Below are 15,796 nucleotides of genomic sequence, written 5' to 3'. Positions count from 1 at the left end.
AATTATGGCTAAAAAGAAAAGCTTTCCATTACGTATTGATCCTGAATTACACGCAGTCATCGAAAAATGGGCAAATGATGAATTTCGTAGCGTCAATGCACACATCGAGTATTTACTTCGAGAAATGGCAAAGCAAAAAGGGAAATTAAAAAAAGATAAAGATGCATAAAAAATCCCGCTGATTCCTCAGCGGGATTTTTACATATTAACTTTTCGTCATCTCATGCCCAATTGCACGATATCCTATATCACTTCGATAAAATAGACCATCACTCTCAATTTTACCGATTTCTTTATATACTTTATCTTTTGCTTCTTGTAAACTATTTGCCTTACAAGCAACAAATAATACACGGCCACCGTTCGTTACAAAGTCCCCATGTTTCATTGCTGTACCTGCATGGAAAACAATCACATCTTGCAGTGCATCTAGTCCACTAATAATATCACCTTTTTTATATGCTTCTGGATATCCTTTAGAAGCAAGTACAACACCGATTACAGCTTCTTCTGACCATTGGAACGTTAGTTCACTTTCATCTAATACAGCGTTACATACGTCAACTAAATCATTTTCTAAGCGAGGTAATACAACTTCTGTTTCAGGATCACCGAAGCGTGCATTAAATTCAATTACCTTCGGACCATCATTTGTTAAAATAAGACCTGCGTATAAAATACCTGTAAACGAACGGTTTTCTGCAATCATCGCCTTAGCAGTTGGATGTAATACGGTTTGAATCGCTTCTTGAACTGCTGATTCTGGAATTTGTGGTACTGGAGAATATGCACCCATTCCGCCCGTATTTGGACCTTTATCACCATCAAAAGCTCTTTTATGATCTTGGGCGATTACCATTGGATGTACAGTTGTTCCATTCACGAATGCCATTAATGAAAATTCTTGTCCATCTAAAAACTCTTCAATAACGACCTTCTTACTTGCCGCGCCGAATTTCACATCTTGTAGCATTTCTTTCACAGCTTGTAATGCCTCTTCAAGCGTCATTGCTACCGTTACCCCTTTACCCGCAGCTAGGCCGTCAGCTTTAATAACGATTGGTGCACCAACTTTTTGAATGTACTGTACTGCTTCTTCATAATCTGTAAAAGTTTCGTACGCCGCAGTTGGAATATCATACTTTTTCATAAGCTCTTTTGTAAAAGCTTTACTACCTTCAATAACAGCAGCCGCTTTATTCGGACCAAATACGCGAAGTCCCTCTTCTTTAAAACGATCAACAATTCCATTCATAAGCGGAATTTCTGGTCCAACGAAAGTTAACTCAACATTATTCTCTTTTGCAAATAAAACTAATGCATCAAAATCATTTTCATCAATATCAACTGGTGTTGCAACATCTCTCATACCTTCATTACCTGGTGCTACATATACCTTTTCTACTTTTTCAGATTGTGCAAACTTCCAAGCTAAAGCATGCTCACGCCCACCGCGGCCAATTACTAAAACATTCATATTTCATCCCCCAATAATTAAATAAGTACAAACTAGAAGCTATGCTCCTAGTTTGCTTTTTCATATCAATAAAAGGTTATCTCGACCGGACTTTTTAAACATCCATATCAATAAAGGTTTAAAAAGGAGGATTAAGAGAACCGAGCAGGTCTAGGCGCATTTGCCAGGAGGACACGGAGTGTAGTTTTCCTACATGAGTACCGCACTGGCGATGCAACGACGACATGCGAAGGTTATCTTGACCGGACTTTTTAAACATCCATATCAATAAAGGTTTAAAAAGGAGGATCAAGAGCACCGAGCAGGTCTAGGCGCATTTGCCAGGAGGACACGGAGTGTAGCTTTCCTACATGAGTACCGCACTGGCGATGCAACGACGACATGCGAAGGTTATCTTGACCGGACTTTTTAAACATCCATCTCAATAAAGGTTTAAAAAGGAGGATTAAGAGAACCGAGCAGGTCTAGGCGCATTTGCCAGGAGGACACGGAGTGTAGCTTTCCTACATGAGTACCGCACTAGCGATGCAACGACGACATGCGAAGGTTATCTTAACCGGACTTTTTAAACATCCTCTATTAGTGTTTGAAATGACGTACGCCAGTGAACACCATAGCAATCCCATAAGTATCTGCCACTTTAATAGAATCTTCATCACGGATTGATCCGCCTGGTTGAATGATTGCTGTAATTCCTGCTTTTGCTGCTTCTTCTAATGTATCTGGCATTGGGAAGAAAGCATCAGATGCAAGTGCGCTACCTTGTGCTTTTTCACCAGCTTGTGTAATTGCGATTTTTGCAGAACCTACACGGTTCATCTGTCCCGCACCGACGCCAATTGTCATGTCATCTTTCGCTAAAACAATTGCGTTTGATTTCACATGTTTTACAACTTTCCAAGCTAATTTTAAATCTTTCCATTCTTGCTCTGAAGGTTCACGTTTCGTTGGAATTGAAATTGTACTTTCATCTAATGATAACGTATCTTCTTCTTGAACGAGAAGTCCACCTTGTACAGAAGTTAGTTTTTTGCTTGCACTTGTCGCTTTTTCAATATTTATAGTTAATAAACGTAAGTTCTTCTTACTTTGTAACACTTCTAAAGCTTCTTGCGAGAACGAAGGTGCGATAACAATTTCTAAGAAAATTTCATGTAACTTTTCTGCTGTAGCTTTATCAATTTCACGATTTGCTGCAATAATACCGCCGAAAATTGATACTGGATCTGCTTCATAAGCGCGAGTATATGCTTCGTGAATATCAGTTCCTACTCCAACACCACATGGATTCATATGTTTTACTGCTACTACTGCTGGTTCTGTAAATTCTTTTACGATGCTAAGTGCTGCGTCTGCATCATTAATATTGTTATACGATAATTCTTTACCGTGTAATTGTTCTGCGTATGCAACAGAAGAAGTTGCTGCGAATGGCGCTTTATAGAAAGTTGCCTTTTGATGTGGGTTCTCGCCATAACGTAAGTCTTGCTTTTTCTCAAATGTCACAGTTAATGTTTCTGGACTTTCTTCACCCATTTGCTCTATTAAGTAGTTAGAAATTAACGCATCATACGCTGCTGTATGACGGAATACTTTCGCTGCTAGTTTACGTTTTGTTTCCTCTGCTACTTCACCGTTCTCTTTCAGTTCTGCTAACACAATATCATAATCTACTGGATCTACAATTACAGATACGAATTTATGATTTTTCGCAGCAGAGCGAATCATTGTCGGGCCACCGATATCAATATTTTCAATTGCATCAGCAAATGTTACATCAGGCTTAGCGATTGTTTCTTTAAATGGGTATAAGTTAACAACAACAAAGTCAATTGGCTCCATACCTAATTCATTCATTTGTGTTACATGTGTTTCATTATCACGAACTGCTAATAGACCACCATGAATATTTGGATGTAACGTTTTCACACGGCCATCCATAATTTCAGGGAAACCAGTTACTTCAGAAATACCAATTACTTGTAAACCGTTTTCTTCTAATAACTTTTTCGTACCACCTGTTGAAATAACTTCAATCCCTTGTTCTAGTAACCCTTTAACAAATTCTACTACTCCTGTTTTATCTGAAACACTTACTAATGCACGCTTTTTCATTTATCCTTCACCCCTGGTTGTATGTTAGTTAACAGTTGATTCTTTCACAGACTGAACAATTTGATTCACTGTATTTACGTATAATTTATGTTCAACTTGTTGAATTTTCTTTTGTAAACTTTCTCTCGTATCCCCTTCAGAAACAACCACTGCTTCTTGCGCAATAATTGGCCCTGTATCCATACCTGCATCTACATAATGAATTGTTACTCCAGTTACTTTCACACCTGCTTCTAACGCTTGACCGACAGCATCTTTACCCGGAAAGCTCGGTAGTAATGATGGATGAATATTAATAATCTTCCCGCCGTATGCTTCTAGTAACGTCGGCCCGATTAACCGCATATATCCAGCTAAAATAACATAATCAATTTCATATTCTTCTAGCTTCTTTAATATCTCTTTTTCAAATGCTTCTTTTGACTCATATGCTTTCGCTGAAAAAGCAAAACACGGAATATGATGATAATTTGCCCGTCCAACAGCGCGTGCTTCTGGTTTATCACATACTAATAAACTAATTTCTGCATCCAATCTTTTTTCTTCTACCGCATTAACGAGAGATTGAAAGTTAGATCCGCTTCCAGAAGCAAAAACTGCTAATCTACTCATAGTGCTGTGCCCCCATTAAAAGTAACGCCAGCTCCTTGTATAGTACGTCCAATAATACGAGCCATTTCTCCTTGCTCTTCAAGAAGACGAACAACATCTTTTGCATCTTCTTCCTTCACTGCTACTACCATACCAATACCCATGTTAAAAATATTGAACATTTCTTTTTCTTCCAGTTTTCCAACTTCTTGAAGCAAACTAAAGATCGGCTGAATTTCCCAAGATCCTAGTTCAATCTCGGCACCGATTCCTTCTGGCAACATGCGTGGAATATTTTCAATAAATCCACCACCTGTAATATGCGCCATACCGTATACTTCATGTTTCTTCAATAGTTCTAAAATAGGTTTGACATAAATTTTCGTTGGTTTTAATAATTCTTCACCAAGAGGTAGTTCTAAGCGGCCATAAATACGCTCTAAAGATAGTTCCCCATCTTCTAGTAACACTTTTCGTACTAAAGAGTAACCATTGCTATGAATACCGCTAGATGCTAAGCCAATTAGCACGTGACCAGCTTCAATCTTTTCACCTGTTACAATTTTCTTTTTATCAACAATCCCAACTGTAAAACCAGCTAAATCATATTCTTCCGTAGAATACATTCCTGGCATTTCAGCTGTTTCTCCACCGATTAATGCACAACCAGCTTGGCGACAGCCCTCTGATATACCTTTGACGATGTTTTCAATTTTACTAGGTTCAGCTTTACCACAAGCAATATAATCAAGGAAGAAAAGCGGCTCTGCTCCTTGGACAACAATATCATTTACACACATTGCTACTGCATCAATACCAATTGTGTCATGTTTATCTGCCATAAAAGCGAGCATCAATTTCGTTCCCACGCCATCTGTTCCAGATACTAATACAGGTTCTTCTAATGCAAATTTTGATAGATCAAACATACCTCCAAAACCGCCTAAACCGCCTAGTACTTCTTTTCTCATAGTTGTTTGTACGTGTTTTTTCATGCGAGATACCGCTTCATATCCAGCTTCAATATCTACTCCTGCTTGCTTATATGCATTCGCCATCGTTATTTACACCTCGTCTTTTAATTTCTCCCCATCCAGGGCGGGCTATTTTAAGAAAGGAGCTAGCTTCTACATCAAAAGAAGTAGAAGCTTGTTTCACTTTTCTTATTTCATACTTTCTAAAAGCTCTTGCTCATAATCATAAAGAGCTGTTGGATAGTCCCCATTAAAGTAAGCCATGCATAGGCCACCATATTTCCCTTCATATGGACGTCCAATTGCATCTACTAATCCATCTTCGCTTAAAAATGTTAAAGAATCTGCTCCGATCATTTCACGGATTTCTTCTACTGTATGATTTGCTGCAATTAATTCTTTTCTCGTTTGAATATCAATGCCATAGAAACATGGATATTTCAGAGGTGGTGAAGCAATTCTTACGTGAACTTCTGTCGCTCCAGCTTCACGAAGCATACGAACAATTCGTTTACTTGTCGTTCCTCTTACGATAGAGTCATCAATCATAACAACTCGTTTCCCTTCAACTACACCTCTTACTGCGGAAAGTTTCATCTTAACCCCTTGCTCGCGCAGTTCTTGAGAAGGTTGAATAAACGTACGTCCAACGTAACGATTTTTAATTAATCCTAACTCATATGGAATACCTGTCGCCTCCGCATAGCCAATCGCAGCTGAAATACTAGAGTCTGGTACACCAGTAACAACATCTGCTTCAATAGGAGCTTCTGCCGCTAAACGTTTCCCCATATTCTTACGTGCTGCATGAACGTTAACGCCTGCAATATTAGAATCTGGTCGTGCAAAGTAAATGTATTCCATACTACAAATTGCATGTTCTACATCGTTTGTGAAACGATCTACGTGAATTCCTTCATCATTAATGATAAGTAATTCACCCGGTTCTACATCACGAATGTATGTTGCACCTACTACATCAAAAGCACATGTTTCAGATGCTACAACGTAAGCATCCCCCATCTTTCCAATTGAAAGCGGACGGAACCCATTCGGATCTAATGCAACGATCATTTCATTTCCAGTTAGTAAAAGATACGCAAACGCACCTTTCACTTTGTTTAAAGCTTCTTTTACACTTTCAATTAAAGAATCTTTCGTACTACGTTTAATAAGATGTAAAAGTACTTCTGTATCTGAACTAGTTTGAAAAATACTGCCCTCTGCTTCTAATTCACGACGAAGCATTTTTGCGTTAATTAAATTTCCGTTATGAGCTAACGCCATACTATGATCGGAAAAACGGAACAACAATGGTTGAACGTTAGCAACTTCACTTCCACCAGCTGTTGCATATCGTACATGTCCGATCGCTGATTTTCCATTTAATCCTTCTAGCTCACCTCTTGAAAACACTTCTGATATTAAACCTAACCCCTTGTGACCGACGATTTTTTCCCCATTATTTACGACAATGCCTGCGCCTTCTTGCCCACGGTGCTGTAAACTGTGCAATCCGTAGTATGAAACTTGTGCTGCATTTTCATGCCCCCAAATTCCGAAAACGCCACATTCTTCGTTTAACCCCTTTATTTCAGCAAGCATGGGATTGCCCCTTTCCAAGCCTTTCTCATTTCATCTACATTTGCTGTAAGTAATACTTCATTTTCTTCATTATGAATTGTTACTTCATTTGTACTTGTTACTTCTCCAACTTGGATTGCTTCTACCACTTTCTCAAACGCCTCTTTATTTTCACGTTTTACAGTTATCACGAAGCGAGACTGTGATTCAGCGAATAATGCAGCTGTTGCTTCTCCATCTAATTTCACAGTAGCACCTAAGCCTTTAGCACCAATTGCACTTTCTGAAATCGCAACTGCTAAACCACCTTCAGCAACATCATGTGCAGATTGAACAAGACCAGCTTGAATTGCTTCTAATACTTGTTTTTGGCGTTTTAATTCTACATCTAAATCGATACTTGGTGATTGACCGAAAATTTTGCCGTGAATCATTTTCTGTAATTCACTTCCGCCAAACTCAGCTTTCGTCTCACCAATTACATACACTACATCACCAGCTTGCTTAAACTCTTGTGTTGTTACATGTTTTAAGTCATGCACAAGTCCGACCATCCCAACAGTTGGTGTTGGATATACAGCTTCACCACTACGCTCGTTATACATCGATACGTTTCCGCCGATAACTGGTGTTTGTAATGTGCGACAAGCTTCACTCATACCGTCTACTGATTTCTCAATTTGCCAGAAGATTTCTGGTTTTTCTGGGTTACCGAAGTTTAAGCAATCTGTAATTGCAAGTGGCTCTCCGCCAGAACATACGATATTACGCGCTGCCTCTGCTACTGCAATTTTACCGCCCATCTCTGGGTCTAGATAAATGTAGCGAGAGTTACAATCTGTCGTCATTGCTAATCCTTTTTCTGTACCGCGTACACGTACAACTGCAGCATCTGAACCTGGCGTAACAACTGTGCTTGTGCGAACTTGGTAATCGTATTGATCGTATACCCACTCTTTACTTGCAATTGTTGGTTGCTGTAATAAAGCGAATAACGTTTCTTTATAATTTTCTACTTTTGGCGTTTCCATTTTCATTGCTTGGAATTCAGCAAAGTATGCTGCTTCTTTTGATGGCTTATGATAAATTGGTGCTTCTTCTGCTAAAGCATCTGCTGGAACTTCAGCTACCTTTTCACCTTTATGGAATAAACGAAGCATTTTATCTTCTGTTACTTTCCCCATCGTAACCGCTGCAAGACCATACTTCTCAAATAAATCTACTATTTCTTGTTCTCTACCTTTTTTCACGACAATTAACATACGCTCTTGTGATTCAGATAGCATCATTTCATATGGTGTCATTCCTGTTTCACGCTGTGGTACATCATCTAAGTACATTTCAATACCCATTCCTGCTTTACTTGCCATTTCTGCAGATGATGATGTTAAACCAGCCGCACCCATATCTTGAATTCCAACAAGTGCATCAGATTGAATTAATTCTAAACACGCTTCAATAAGAAGTTTTTCCATAAATGGATCCCCTACTTGAACCGCTGGACGTTTCGCTTCTGAGCTTTCAGATAGTTCTTCTGACGCGAATGTTGCACCGTGAATACCGTCACGACCAGTTGATGCTCCTACGTACATTACTGTGTTACCAGCACCATGTGCTTGCCCTTTTTTAATGTCTTCGTGGTTAATCAAACCTACGCACATTGCATTTACAAGTGGATTTCCTTCATAACATGGATCAAATTGTACTTCGCCGCCAACAGTCGGAATACCGATGCAGTTACCGTATCCTGCAATTCCTGCTACTACTTCTTCGAATAAATATTTCACACGTGGTGACTGTAATTCACCGAAACGAAGTGAGTTTAATAGAGCTACCGGACGTGCTCCCATAGAGAATACGTCACGAATAATACCACCAACACCTGTTGCAGCTCCTTGATATGGTTCAATAGCTGAAGGATGGTTATGACTTTCCATTTTAAATACAACTGCTTGATTATCACCAATATCTACAATTCCAGCACCTTCCCCAGGCCCTTGTAGAACACGCTCACCTGTTGTTGGGAATTTTCGAAGCACTGGTTTTGAATTTTTATAACTACAATGTTCAGACCACATTACAGAGAATAACCCTGTTTCTGTATAATTTGGCAGACGACCTAAAATCTTTTCAACCATGGCAAACTCTTCGTCTGTTAACCCCATTTCCGCATATATACGCTCTTCTTTAATTTGTGTTGGATTTGGTTCAAGCATTAACGACATATGTTTCCCTCCACTGTTTTAAGATAGATTGAAAGACTTTTAACCCTTCAGCACCGCCAAGTAATTCATCTACAGCACGCTCTGGGTGCGGCATCATACCAAGTACATTTCCTTTTTCATTTACAATACCAGCAATATCTGAAACGCTACCGTTAGGGTTTTCTACGTAACGGAATGCGATTTGATTGTTCTCTTCTAATTGTTTAAGAGTCGCTTCATCACAATAGTAATTCCCCTCACCATGCGCGATTGGAATATTAATTATTTCATCTTTTTCATATTGTGATGTAAACATCGTTTCATTATTTTCAACACGTAACTGAACAGTGCGACACATAAATTTTAAGTTTTCGTTTCTTATTAATGCTCCTGGTAGTAATCCTGATTCAACAAGAATCTGGAATCCATTACATACACCTAAAATCGGCTTTCCTTGCTCAGCAGCTTTTTGCACTGCTTTCATTGCATTAGCAAAGCGAGAGATAGCACCGCAGCGTAAGTAGTCACCATAAGAAAATCCACCTGGTAGTAGAATTGCATCATATTCATCTAAATTCTCTGTATCGTGCCAAACGTAATCTACTTCTTCGCCAAGCTCATCTTTAATTGCATGGAACATATCGACATCACAGTTCGAACCCGGAAATACTATTACGGCAAATTTCACTGTGCGACAACCTCCTCAACTTCATAACGGAAGTCTTCCATTACAACGTTCGCTAATAGTTTTTCACACATTTCTTTTACCTTGCTATCTAAATCAGATACAGATTTATCAATTGTTAGTTCCATGTACTTTCCGATTCGAACGTCTTGTACTTCTGTGAATGAAAGACTATGAAGTGCTCCTTTTACTGCTGTTCCTTGTGGATCTAATACGCTTTCTCTTAATGTTACATATACCTTAACTTTATACATGTGAAATTCCCCCTAAACGTTTTAAAATCTCTTCATAAGCATCTGTTAAATTTCCAAGATCACGACGGAATACGTCTTTATCAAACTTTTCATTGCTCGTTTCATCCCATAAACGGCAAGTATCTGGTGAAATTTCATCCGCTAAAATGATTTCTCCTTCTTCCGTTACACCAAACTCTAATTTGAAATCTACTAATCTTACACGACAGCTTGCGAAATGATCAATCAACACTTGATTGATTTGTAGAGCCATATCTCGTAATACACTTACTTGCTCTGGCGATGCAACGTTTAATACACGAATATGATCTTCCGTTACAAGCGGATCTCCTAAATCATCATCTTTGAAGTAAAATTCTACGATTGGTTCTGCAAGTACAGTTCCCTCTTCCATTCCTAATCGTTTTGAAAGACTTCCTGCAATTACATTTCTTGTGACAACTTCTAAAGGAATAATACTCACTTTTTTAACAAGTTGTTCTGTCTCAGATAACTTCTCAACAAAATGTGTTTTAATTCCCACTTCTTGTAACTTTCTGAACAATAAAGTTGTAATTTCATTGTTCAAACGACCTTTTCCTGTAATCGTCTCTTTTTTCTCCCCATTGAAAGCAGTCGCACTATCTTTGTACTCTACCCAAACCATATCTGCTGATTCTGTACGATAAATTCTTTTTGCCTTACCTTCATACAGCAATTCTAGCTTTTGCATTTCGCAAGCCCCCTGTAGTTTGAAAAATGTGAATAATATTTTTATAAAGAATGGCACAGAATGACTCTATTCTGTGCCATATGAAATTTTACGCTTCGTTTAATCCAAGGCGTTCAAAGATTGTATCAACGTGTTGCATATGATGCTCATAGTTGAAGCATTCATTAATTTCTTCTTGTGTTAACTTGCTTGTAATACGCTCATCAGCTTCTACAAGCTCTTTAAATTGTACTTGTGTTTCCCAAGCTTCCATCGCTTTAGGCTGTACGATATCATAAGCTTCTTCACGTACCATACCTTTGTCGATTAGTGTAAGCATTACGCGCTGAGAATAAATTAAGCCGTATGTTCTTGTCATATTACGTTTCATATTCTCTGGGTATACAGTTAAGTTTTTAACAATATTACCAAAGCGATTTAACATGTAATTTAATGCGATTGTAGCATCTGGTAAAATTACGCGTTCTGCCGAAGAGTGAGAAATGTCACGCTCATGCCATAATGGAACATTTTCGTAAGCTGTCATCATATAACCGCGGATAACACGAGCTAAACCAGTCATATTTTCAGAACCAATTGGATTACGTTTATGTGGCATTGCAGAAGAACCCTTTTGACCTTTTGCGAAAGCTTCTTCAACTTCACGTGTTTCACTCTTTTGTAAACCACGAATCTCAACTGCCATCTTTTCGATAGATGTTGCAATTAGTGCAAGTGTTGACATGTAGTGTGCGTGACGATCACGTTGCAATGTTTGTGTTGAAATTGGTGCTGCTTCTAATCCTAAATTTTCACAAACATATTTTTCTACGAATGGATCGATATTTGCATATGTACCAACCGCACCAGATAGTTTACCAACACGAACTGTATCAGCAGCTTGTTTGAAACGCTCTACGTTACGTTTCATCTCTTCATACCAAAGACCAAGTTTTAAACCAAATGTCGTTGGTTCTGCATGAACACCGTGTGTTCTTCCCATCATGATTGTGTATTTATGCTCTTTCGCTTTGTTAGCTAAAATGCTTACAAAGTTCTCTAAGTCTTTTAATATAATTTCATTCGCTTGTTTTAAGATGTAAGATAATGCTGTATCTACTACATCTGTAGATGTTAAACCGTAATGAACCCATTTACGTTCTTCGCCTAATGCTGGCGTTTCTGATACAGCACGAGTGAATGCAACTACGTCATGACGTGTTTCTTTTTCAATTTCATAAATACGATCAATATCAAATGATGCATGTTCACGAATTTTTTTAACATCTTCTTTTGGAATATCGCCAAGCTCAGCCCATGCTTCACAAGCTAAAATCTCAACTTCTAACCACGCTTTAAATTTGTTCTCTTCCGTCCAAATCGCACCCATTTCAGGGCGTGTATAACGACTAATCATCTTTTTCCCTCCAACAGTTGTTCTTGATGGTCCCAAATATGCAAACTCTTCGCTTTTTCTAGAGCGACTTCAATATTATCATTTAAAATATTAACATGCCCCATTTTCCGCTGTGCTTTTGCTTCTTCTTTTCCATACAAGTGTAAATAGCACCCGGTTAATCTATTCACTTGTCTTAGGACCCCTTCTATATGTTCGCCTAAAATGTTTACCATGACAACTGGTTTTAACAAATTTGTTTCTCCTAGAGGTAAATTACAGATTGCTCGAATATGTTGACCAAATTGACTCGTTTCACATGCATCCTGTGTATAGTGTCCTGAATTGTGAGGTCTTGGCGCTAATTCATTAATATAAATCTCACCATTATCTGTAGCAAACATCTCTACAGCTAGTGTTCCCACAAGTTCTAATTCATCCGCAAGTACCTTTGCATACGCAATTGCTTTTTGAGAAAGCTCTTCTGTAATGCGAGCTGGAACGATAGATTCATGTAAAATGTTATTTACATGAATATTTTCTGCTACTGGAAACACTTTTGTTTCACCACTTACACTACGAATCACAATAACTGATACTTCTTTTTCAAAAGGCACCCATTTCTCTAAAATACATTCTGCTTTATCCACAAGATTTCTTGCTGCCTCAACATCAGCTTCACTTCTTAAAACAACTTGTCCTTTCCCATCATATCCACCTGTCGTCGTTTTTAAGACGGAAGGGAATGATAACCCAGCAATTGCTTCTGTAAGCTGATCTTGATTTTGAACTAATCTATACGTTGCTACTGGTAACCCAGCCTTCTCAATCGCATTCTTTTCTGTAAAACGATTTTGTGTTGTATTTAACAACTGACTACCTTGTGGTAAGTACGCATGTTTTTCAAGCCATTGTAAACATCTATAATCAATATTCTCAAATTCATATGTGACAACATCACTTATCTCTGCTAAATGCTGAATTGCTTTTAAATCATCATATGGTGCAACAATTTCAATATCAGCAACTTGTGCACATGGCGAATGCTTTGTAGGATCTAAAACAGCAATTTTATATCCCATCTCCTTAGCTGCCAATGCCATCATTCTTCCTAGCTGGCCGCCTCCAATAATACCGATTGTTTTTCCAGGTAAAATGATTCTCGTCATACTAGCTCACTACCTTCACGCACATCTTTTTCAATCGCTTCTCGTCTCAATTCTAATGCATCATGTATATCATCATGAAATGATCCAAGTATTTGTGCGGCAAGTAATCCAGCATTCGTTGAACCGGCTTTACCAATTGCAACAGTTGCAACTGGAACACCTCCTGGCATTTGGGCGATGGATAATAATGAATCTAAGCCGTTTAATGCTTTTGATTGAACTGGAACTCCAATTACAGGAAGATTTGTCTTCGCTGCAACCATCCCTGGTAAATGTGCTGCTCCACCAGCTCCAGCAATAATAACTTTCAATCCACGTTCACGAGCCGTCTCTGCATATTCAAACATATAATCCGGAGTCCGATGAGCGGATACAACTTTTTTCTCATACGGTATATTTAATTCATCTAAAATGTCACAAGCATATTTCATTGTTTCCCAGTCTGACGTACTTCCCATTATGACTCCAACTAGTGATTTCATATTAGAATCCCCCCGATTCAAATAAAAAAAGCCTGAAATAGAACAGTTTCTCTTTTACTATGAGAGAAAGCGCTCTACTCAGGCATACGTATCCCTTGTGAATAGAAAAATACCGAGTGACTTTCCCTCATAGTCTAACGAATAACGGTCGTTAGGTAGAGACTTGCAGGCCATATCCCCGCGATTATATGAGGTCTTATATTATTGTTTCTATGGCTATATTAACAATATTTCATAAACAATGTCAATAAATAATCGAATGTTTTTTTATTAGCAGTCAATAACGTTCGTGTTTTAGTTATATTCAAAAGAAGAATTGCAACTATATACAAGAAGAAAAGGGAATTAGAATATATATTTCTAGAGATCTATTTTATGTATTTATCGTTTAAATAGCACTTCAGTATGTTTTTAATCAAAATATATACACTCTTGTATTATTATAACGATTTAATTTCTAAGGAGGATAACTGTTAAAGAAAGAACTTGGCTATTATCCTATTTATTTTTCTCTATTGCAGTAATTTCTGTAATTATTAAATATTTATTTATAGCATCTCATTATTTAAAATATATACTTATGATAGAAATAATGTGTCCTATTTTAAGTATTACTTTAGCGACATTAGGAAAATCAGAAACACAAAAAATCATTACTATTATTTTAAAGAGTCTCTACTTCATTCTTTTTTCGTCTGTAGCTTTATTAAATTTACGGATTATAGCATTCGGTAAATAAAAATAAACACAAAAAAACCTAAGTCAAAATAACTTAGGTTCTTGCTTGGCGACGTCCTACTCTCACAGGGACAAGGTCCCAACTACCATCGGCGCTAGAGAGCTTAACTTCCGTGTTCGGTATGGGAACGGGTGTGACCTCTCTGCCATCATCACCAAACTATGAAGGCATATTCCTTCAAAACTAGATAACATTGCTACATATTATATGGTTAAGTCCTCGATCTATTAGTATTCGTCAGCTCCACATGTCACCATGCTTCCACCTCGAACCTATCAACCTGATCATCTTTCAGGGATCTTACTAGCTTACGCTATGGGAAATCTCATCTTGAGGGGGGCTTCATGCTTAGATGCTTTCAGCACTTATCCCTTCCGCACATAGCTACCCAGCTATGCCCTTGGCAGAACAACTGGTACACCAGCGGTGCGTCCATCCCGGTCCTCTCGTACTAAGGACAGCTCCTCTCAAATTTCCTACGCCCACGACGGATAGGGACCGAACTGTCTCACGACGTTCTGAACCCAGCTCGCGTACCGCTTTAATGGGCGAACAGCCCAACCCTTGGGACCGACTACAGCCCCAGGATGCGATGAGCCGACATCGAGGTGCCAAACCTCCCCGTCGATGTGGACTCTTGGGGGAGATAAGCCTGTTATCCCCGGGGTAGCTTTTATCCGTTGAGCGATGGCCCTTCCATGCGGAACCACCGGATCACTAAGCCCGACTTTCGTCCCTGCTCGACTTGTAGGTCTCGCAGTCAAGCTCCCTTATGCCTTTGCACTCTACGAATGATTTCCAACCATTCTGAGGGAACCTTTGGGCGCCTCCGTTACACTTTAGGAGGCGACCGCCCCAGTCAAACTGCCCACCTGACACTGTCTCCCGGGTCGATAAGACCCGTAGGTTAGAATTTCAATACAGTCAGGGCGGTATCCCACCAGCGCCTCCACCGAAGCTAGCGCTCCGGTTTCAATGGCTCCCGCCTATCCTGTACAAACTGTACCAAAATTCAATATCAGGCTACAGTAAAGCTCCACGGGGTCTTTCCGTCCTGTCGCGGGTAACCTGCATCTTCACAGGTACTATAATTTCACCGAGTCTCTGGTTGAGACAGTGCCCAAATCGTTACACCTTTCGTGCGGGTCGGAACTTACCCGACAAGGAATTTCGCTACCTTAGGACCGTTATAGTTACGGCCGCCGTTTACTGGGGCTTCAGTTCAGAGCTTCGCTTACGCTAACCCCTCTCCTTAACCTTCCAGCACCGGGCAGGTGTCACCCCCTATACTTCGCCTTACGGCTTCGCAGAGAGCTGTGTTTTTGCTAAACAGTCGCTTGGGCCTATTCACTGCGGCTTTCCGTTAAGAAAGCACCCCTTCTCCCGAAGTTACGGGGTCATTTTGCCGAGTTCCTTAACCAGAGTTCTCTCGCAC

At 39.2% G+C, this 15,796-nt stretch carries 14 protein-coding genes, 2 rRNA genes and 1 riboswitch (1 of these 17 running past the window's edge); of the genes, 2 read left to right on the top strand and 14 right to left on the bottom strand.

Annotated elements, in window-relative coordinates; genetic code table 11:
• Nucleotides 1-4: 4 nt before the first annotated feature.
• A complete protein-coding gene (locus ACX9TM_RS01815) occupies nucleotides 5-169 on the top strand; it encodes a type II toxin-antitoxin system antitoxin (RefSeq protein ID WP_001085171.1) in 165 nt (54 codons plus the stop codon).
• A 36-nt stretch (nucleotides 170-205) separates the two neighbouring features.
• On the opposite strand, the gene purD is transcribed toward ACX9TM_RS01815, so the two are convergent.
• The 12 genes from purD to purE form a co-directional block, all read right to left on the bottom strand.
• On the bottom strand, nucleotides 206-1,477 hold the full coding sequence (gene purD / locus ACX9TM_RS01810) for a phosphoribosylamine--glycine ligase (protein WP_065211609.1): 1,272 nt from the start codon (nucleotides 1,475-1,477) through the stop codon (nucleotides 206-208).
• A gap of 579 nt (nucleotides 1,478-2,056) precedes the next feature.
• Entirely contained in the window at nucleotides 2,057-3,592 is a 1,536-nt protein-coding gene (gene purH, locus ACX9TM_RS01805) for a bifunctional phosphoribosylaminoimidazolecarboxamide formyltransferase/IMP cyclohydrolase (RefSeq protein ID WP_072770310.1), read from the bottom strand.
• A 24-nt stretch (nucleotides 3,593-3,616) separates the two neighbouring features.
• On the bottom strand, nucleotides 3,617-4,204 hold the full coding sequence (gene purN / locus ACX9TM_RS01800; protein WP_000088589.1) for a phosphoribosylglycinamide formyltransferase: 588 nt from the start codon (nucleotides 4,202-4,204) through the stop codon (nucleotides 3,617-3,619).
• Nucleotides 4,201-5,241: a phosphoribosylformylglycinamidine cyclo-ligase gene (gene purM, locus ACX9TM_RS01795; RefSeq protein ID WP_001262439.1), complete on the bottom strand. Its 1,041-nt coding sequence runs from the start codon at nucleotides 5,239-5,241 to the stop codon at nucleotides 4,201-4,203. The genes purN and purM overlap by 4 nt, the downstream gene beginning before the upstream one ends.
• Nucleotides 5,242-5,346: 105 nt before the next feature.
• The gene (gene purF / locus ACX9TM_RS01790) at nucleotides 5,347-6,762 is read right to left on the bottom strand and encodes an amidophosphoribosyltransferase (RefSeq protein WP_000879025.1); all 1,416 of its coding nucleotides are present in this window, start codon (nucleotides 6,760-6,762) and stop codon (nucleotides 5,347-5,349) included.
• Nucleotides 6,747-8,966 (bottom strand): phosphoribosylformylglycinamidine synthase II, encoded by a 2,220-nt coding sequence (purL, locus tag ACX9TM_RS01785; RefSeq protein WP_065382292.1) that lies wholly within the window; start codon nucleotides 8,964-8,966, stop codon nucleotides 6,747-6,749. The genes purF and purL overlap by 16 nt, the downstream gene beginning before the upstream one ends.
• Nucleotides 8,950-9,633, bottom strand: coding sequence for a phosphoribosylformylglycinamidine synthase subunit PurQ (purQ, locus tag ACX9TM_RS01780; RefSeq protein ID WP_000666774.1), 684 nt, complete (start codon nucleotides 9,631-9,633; stop codon nucleotides 8,950-8,952). The genes purL and purQ overlap by 17 nt, the downstream gene beginning before the upstream one ends.
• Nucleotides 9,630-9,884, bottom strand: coding sequence for a phosphoribosylformylglycinamidine synthase subunit PurS (purS, locus tag ACX9TM_RS01775; RefSeq protein WP_000278823.1), 255 nt, complete (start codon nucleotides 9,882-9,884; stop codon nucleotides 9,630-9,632). Before purS ends, purQ begins: the two co-directional genes overlap by 4 nt.
• Nucleotides 9,877-10,596 (bottom strand): phosphoribosylaminoimidazolesuccinocarboxamide synthase, encoded by a 720-nt coding sequence (purC, locus tag ACX9TM_RS01770; protein WP_001170544.1) that lies wholly within the window; start codon nucleotides 10,594-10,596, stop codon nucleotides 9,877-9,879. Before purC ends, purS begins: the two co-directional genes overlap by 8 nt.
• Nucleotides 10,597-10,684: 88 nt before the next feature.
• Nucleotides 10,685-11,992, bottom strand: a complete 1,308-nt coding sequence (purB, locus tag ACX9TM_RS01765; RefSeq protein ID WP_000625682.1) for an adenylosuccinate lyase — start codon at nucleotides 11,990-11,992, stop codon at nucleotides 10,685-10,687.
• The gene (purK, locus tag ACX9TM_RS01760; RefSeq protein WP_000196774.1) at nucleotides 11,989-13,140 is read right to left on the bottom strand and encodes a 5-(carboxyamino)imidazole ribonucleotide synthase; all 1,152 of its coding nucleotides are present in this window, start codon (nucleotides 13,138-13,140) and stop codon (nucleotides 11,989-11,991) included. Before purK ends, purB begins: the two co-directional genes overlap by 4 nt.
• The gene (gene purE / locus ACX9TM_RS01755) at nucleotides 13,137-13,622 is read right to left on the bottom strand and encodes a 5-(carboxyamino)imidazole ribonucleotide mutase (protein ID WP_000839365.1); all 486 of its coding nucleotides are present in this window, start codon (nucleotides 13,620-13,622) and stop codon (nucleotides 13,137-13,139) included. The genes purK and purE overlap by 4 nt, the downstream gene beginning before the upstream one ends.
• Nucleotides 13,623-13,732: 110 nt before the next feature.
• Nucleotides 13,733-13,834: riboswitch (purine riboswitch) on the bottom strand.
• Between the two features lie 254 nt (nucleotides 13,835-14,088).
• Here purE and ACX9TM_RS01750 point away from each other — a divergent pair.
• Complete coding sequence (locus tag ACX9TM_RS01750; RefSeq protein ID WP_072770309.1) at nucleotides 14,089-14,361, top strand: hypothetical protein; 273 nt, start codon at nucleotides 14,089-14,091, stop codon at nucleotides 14,359-14,361.
• A gap of 43 nt (nucleotides 14,362-14,404) precedes the next feature.
• Here ACX9TM_RS01750 and rrf read toward each other — a convergent pair.
• Nucleotides 14,405-14,520: ribosomal RNA gene (gene rrf, locus ACX9TM_RS01745) — 5S ribosomal RNA — on the bottom strand.
• A gap of 48 nt (nucleotides 14,521-14,568) precedes the next feature.
• Nucleotides 14,569-15,796 (bottom strand): 23S ribosomal RNA (locus ACX9TM_RS01740); it runs 1,694 nt beyond the window's last position.

The organism is Bacillus sp. LH1 (assembly GCF_057924895.1).
Note: the sequence above shows the minus strand (reverse complement) of the source record. Positions and strands in the feature narration are given on the sequence as shown.

What these genes read in the sequence shown, in the direction of transcription:
- ACX9TM_RS01815 (WP_001085171.1), top strand. Translation starts at nt 5, where the DNA reads ATGGCTAAAAAGAAAAGCTTTCCATTACGTATTGATCCTGAATTACAC.
- purD (WP_065211609.1), bottom strand. Translation starts at nt 1,477, where the DNA reads ATGAATGTTTTAGTAATTGGCCGCGGTGGGCGTGAGCATGCTTTAGCT.
- purH (WP_072770310.1), bottom strand. Translation starts at nt 3,592, where the DNA reads ATGAAAAAGCGTGCATTAGTAAGTGTTTCAGATAAAACAGGAGTAGTA.
- purN (WP_000088589.1), bottom strand. Translation starts at nt 4,204, where the DNA reads ATGAGTAGATTAGCAGTTTTTGCTTCTGGAAGCGGATCTAACTTTCAA.
- purM (WP_001262439.1), bottom strand. Translation starts at nt 5,241, where the DNA reads ATGGCGAATGCATATAAGCAAGCAGGAGTAGATATTGAAGCTGGATAT.
- purF (WP_000879025.1), bottom strand. Translation starts at nt 6,762, where the DNA reads ATGCTTGCTGAAATAAAGGGGTTAAACGAAGAATGTGGCGTTTTCGGA.
- purL (WP_065382292.1), bottom strand. Translation starts at nt 8,966, where the DNA reads ATGTCGTTAATGCTTGAACCAAATCCAACACAAATTAAAGAAGAGCGT.
- purS (WP_000278823.1), bottom strand. Translation starts at nt 9,884, where the DNA reads ATGTATAAAGTTAAGGTATATGTAACATTAAGAGAAAGCGTATTAGAT.
- purC (WP_001170544.1), bottom strand. Translation starts at nt 10,596, where the DNA reads ATGCAAAAGCTAGAATTGCTGTATGAAGGTAAGGCAAAAAGAATTTAT.
- purB (WP_000625682.1), bottom strand. Translation starts at nt 11,992, where the DNA reads ATGATTAGTCGTTATACACGCCCTGAAATGGGTGCGATTTGGACGGAA.
- purK (WP_000196774.1), bottom strand. Translation starts at nt 13,140, where the DNA reads ATGACGAGAATCATTTTACCTGGAAAAACAATCGGTATTATTGGAGGC.
- purE (WP_000839365.1), bottom strand. Translation starts at nt 13,622, where the DNA reads ATGAAATCACTAGTTGGAGTCATAATGGGAAGTACGTCAGACTGGGAA.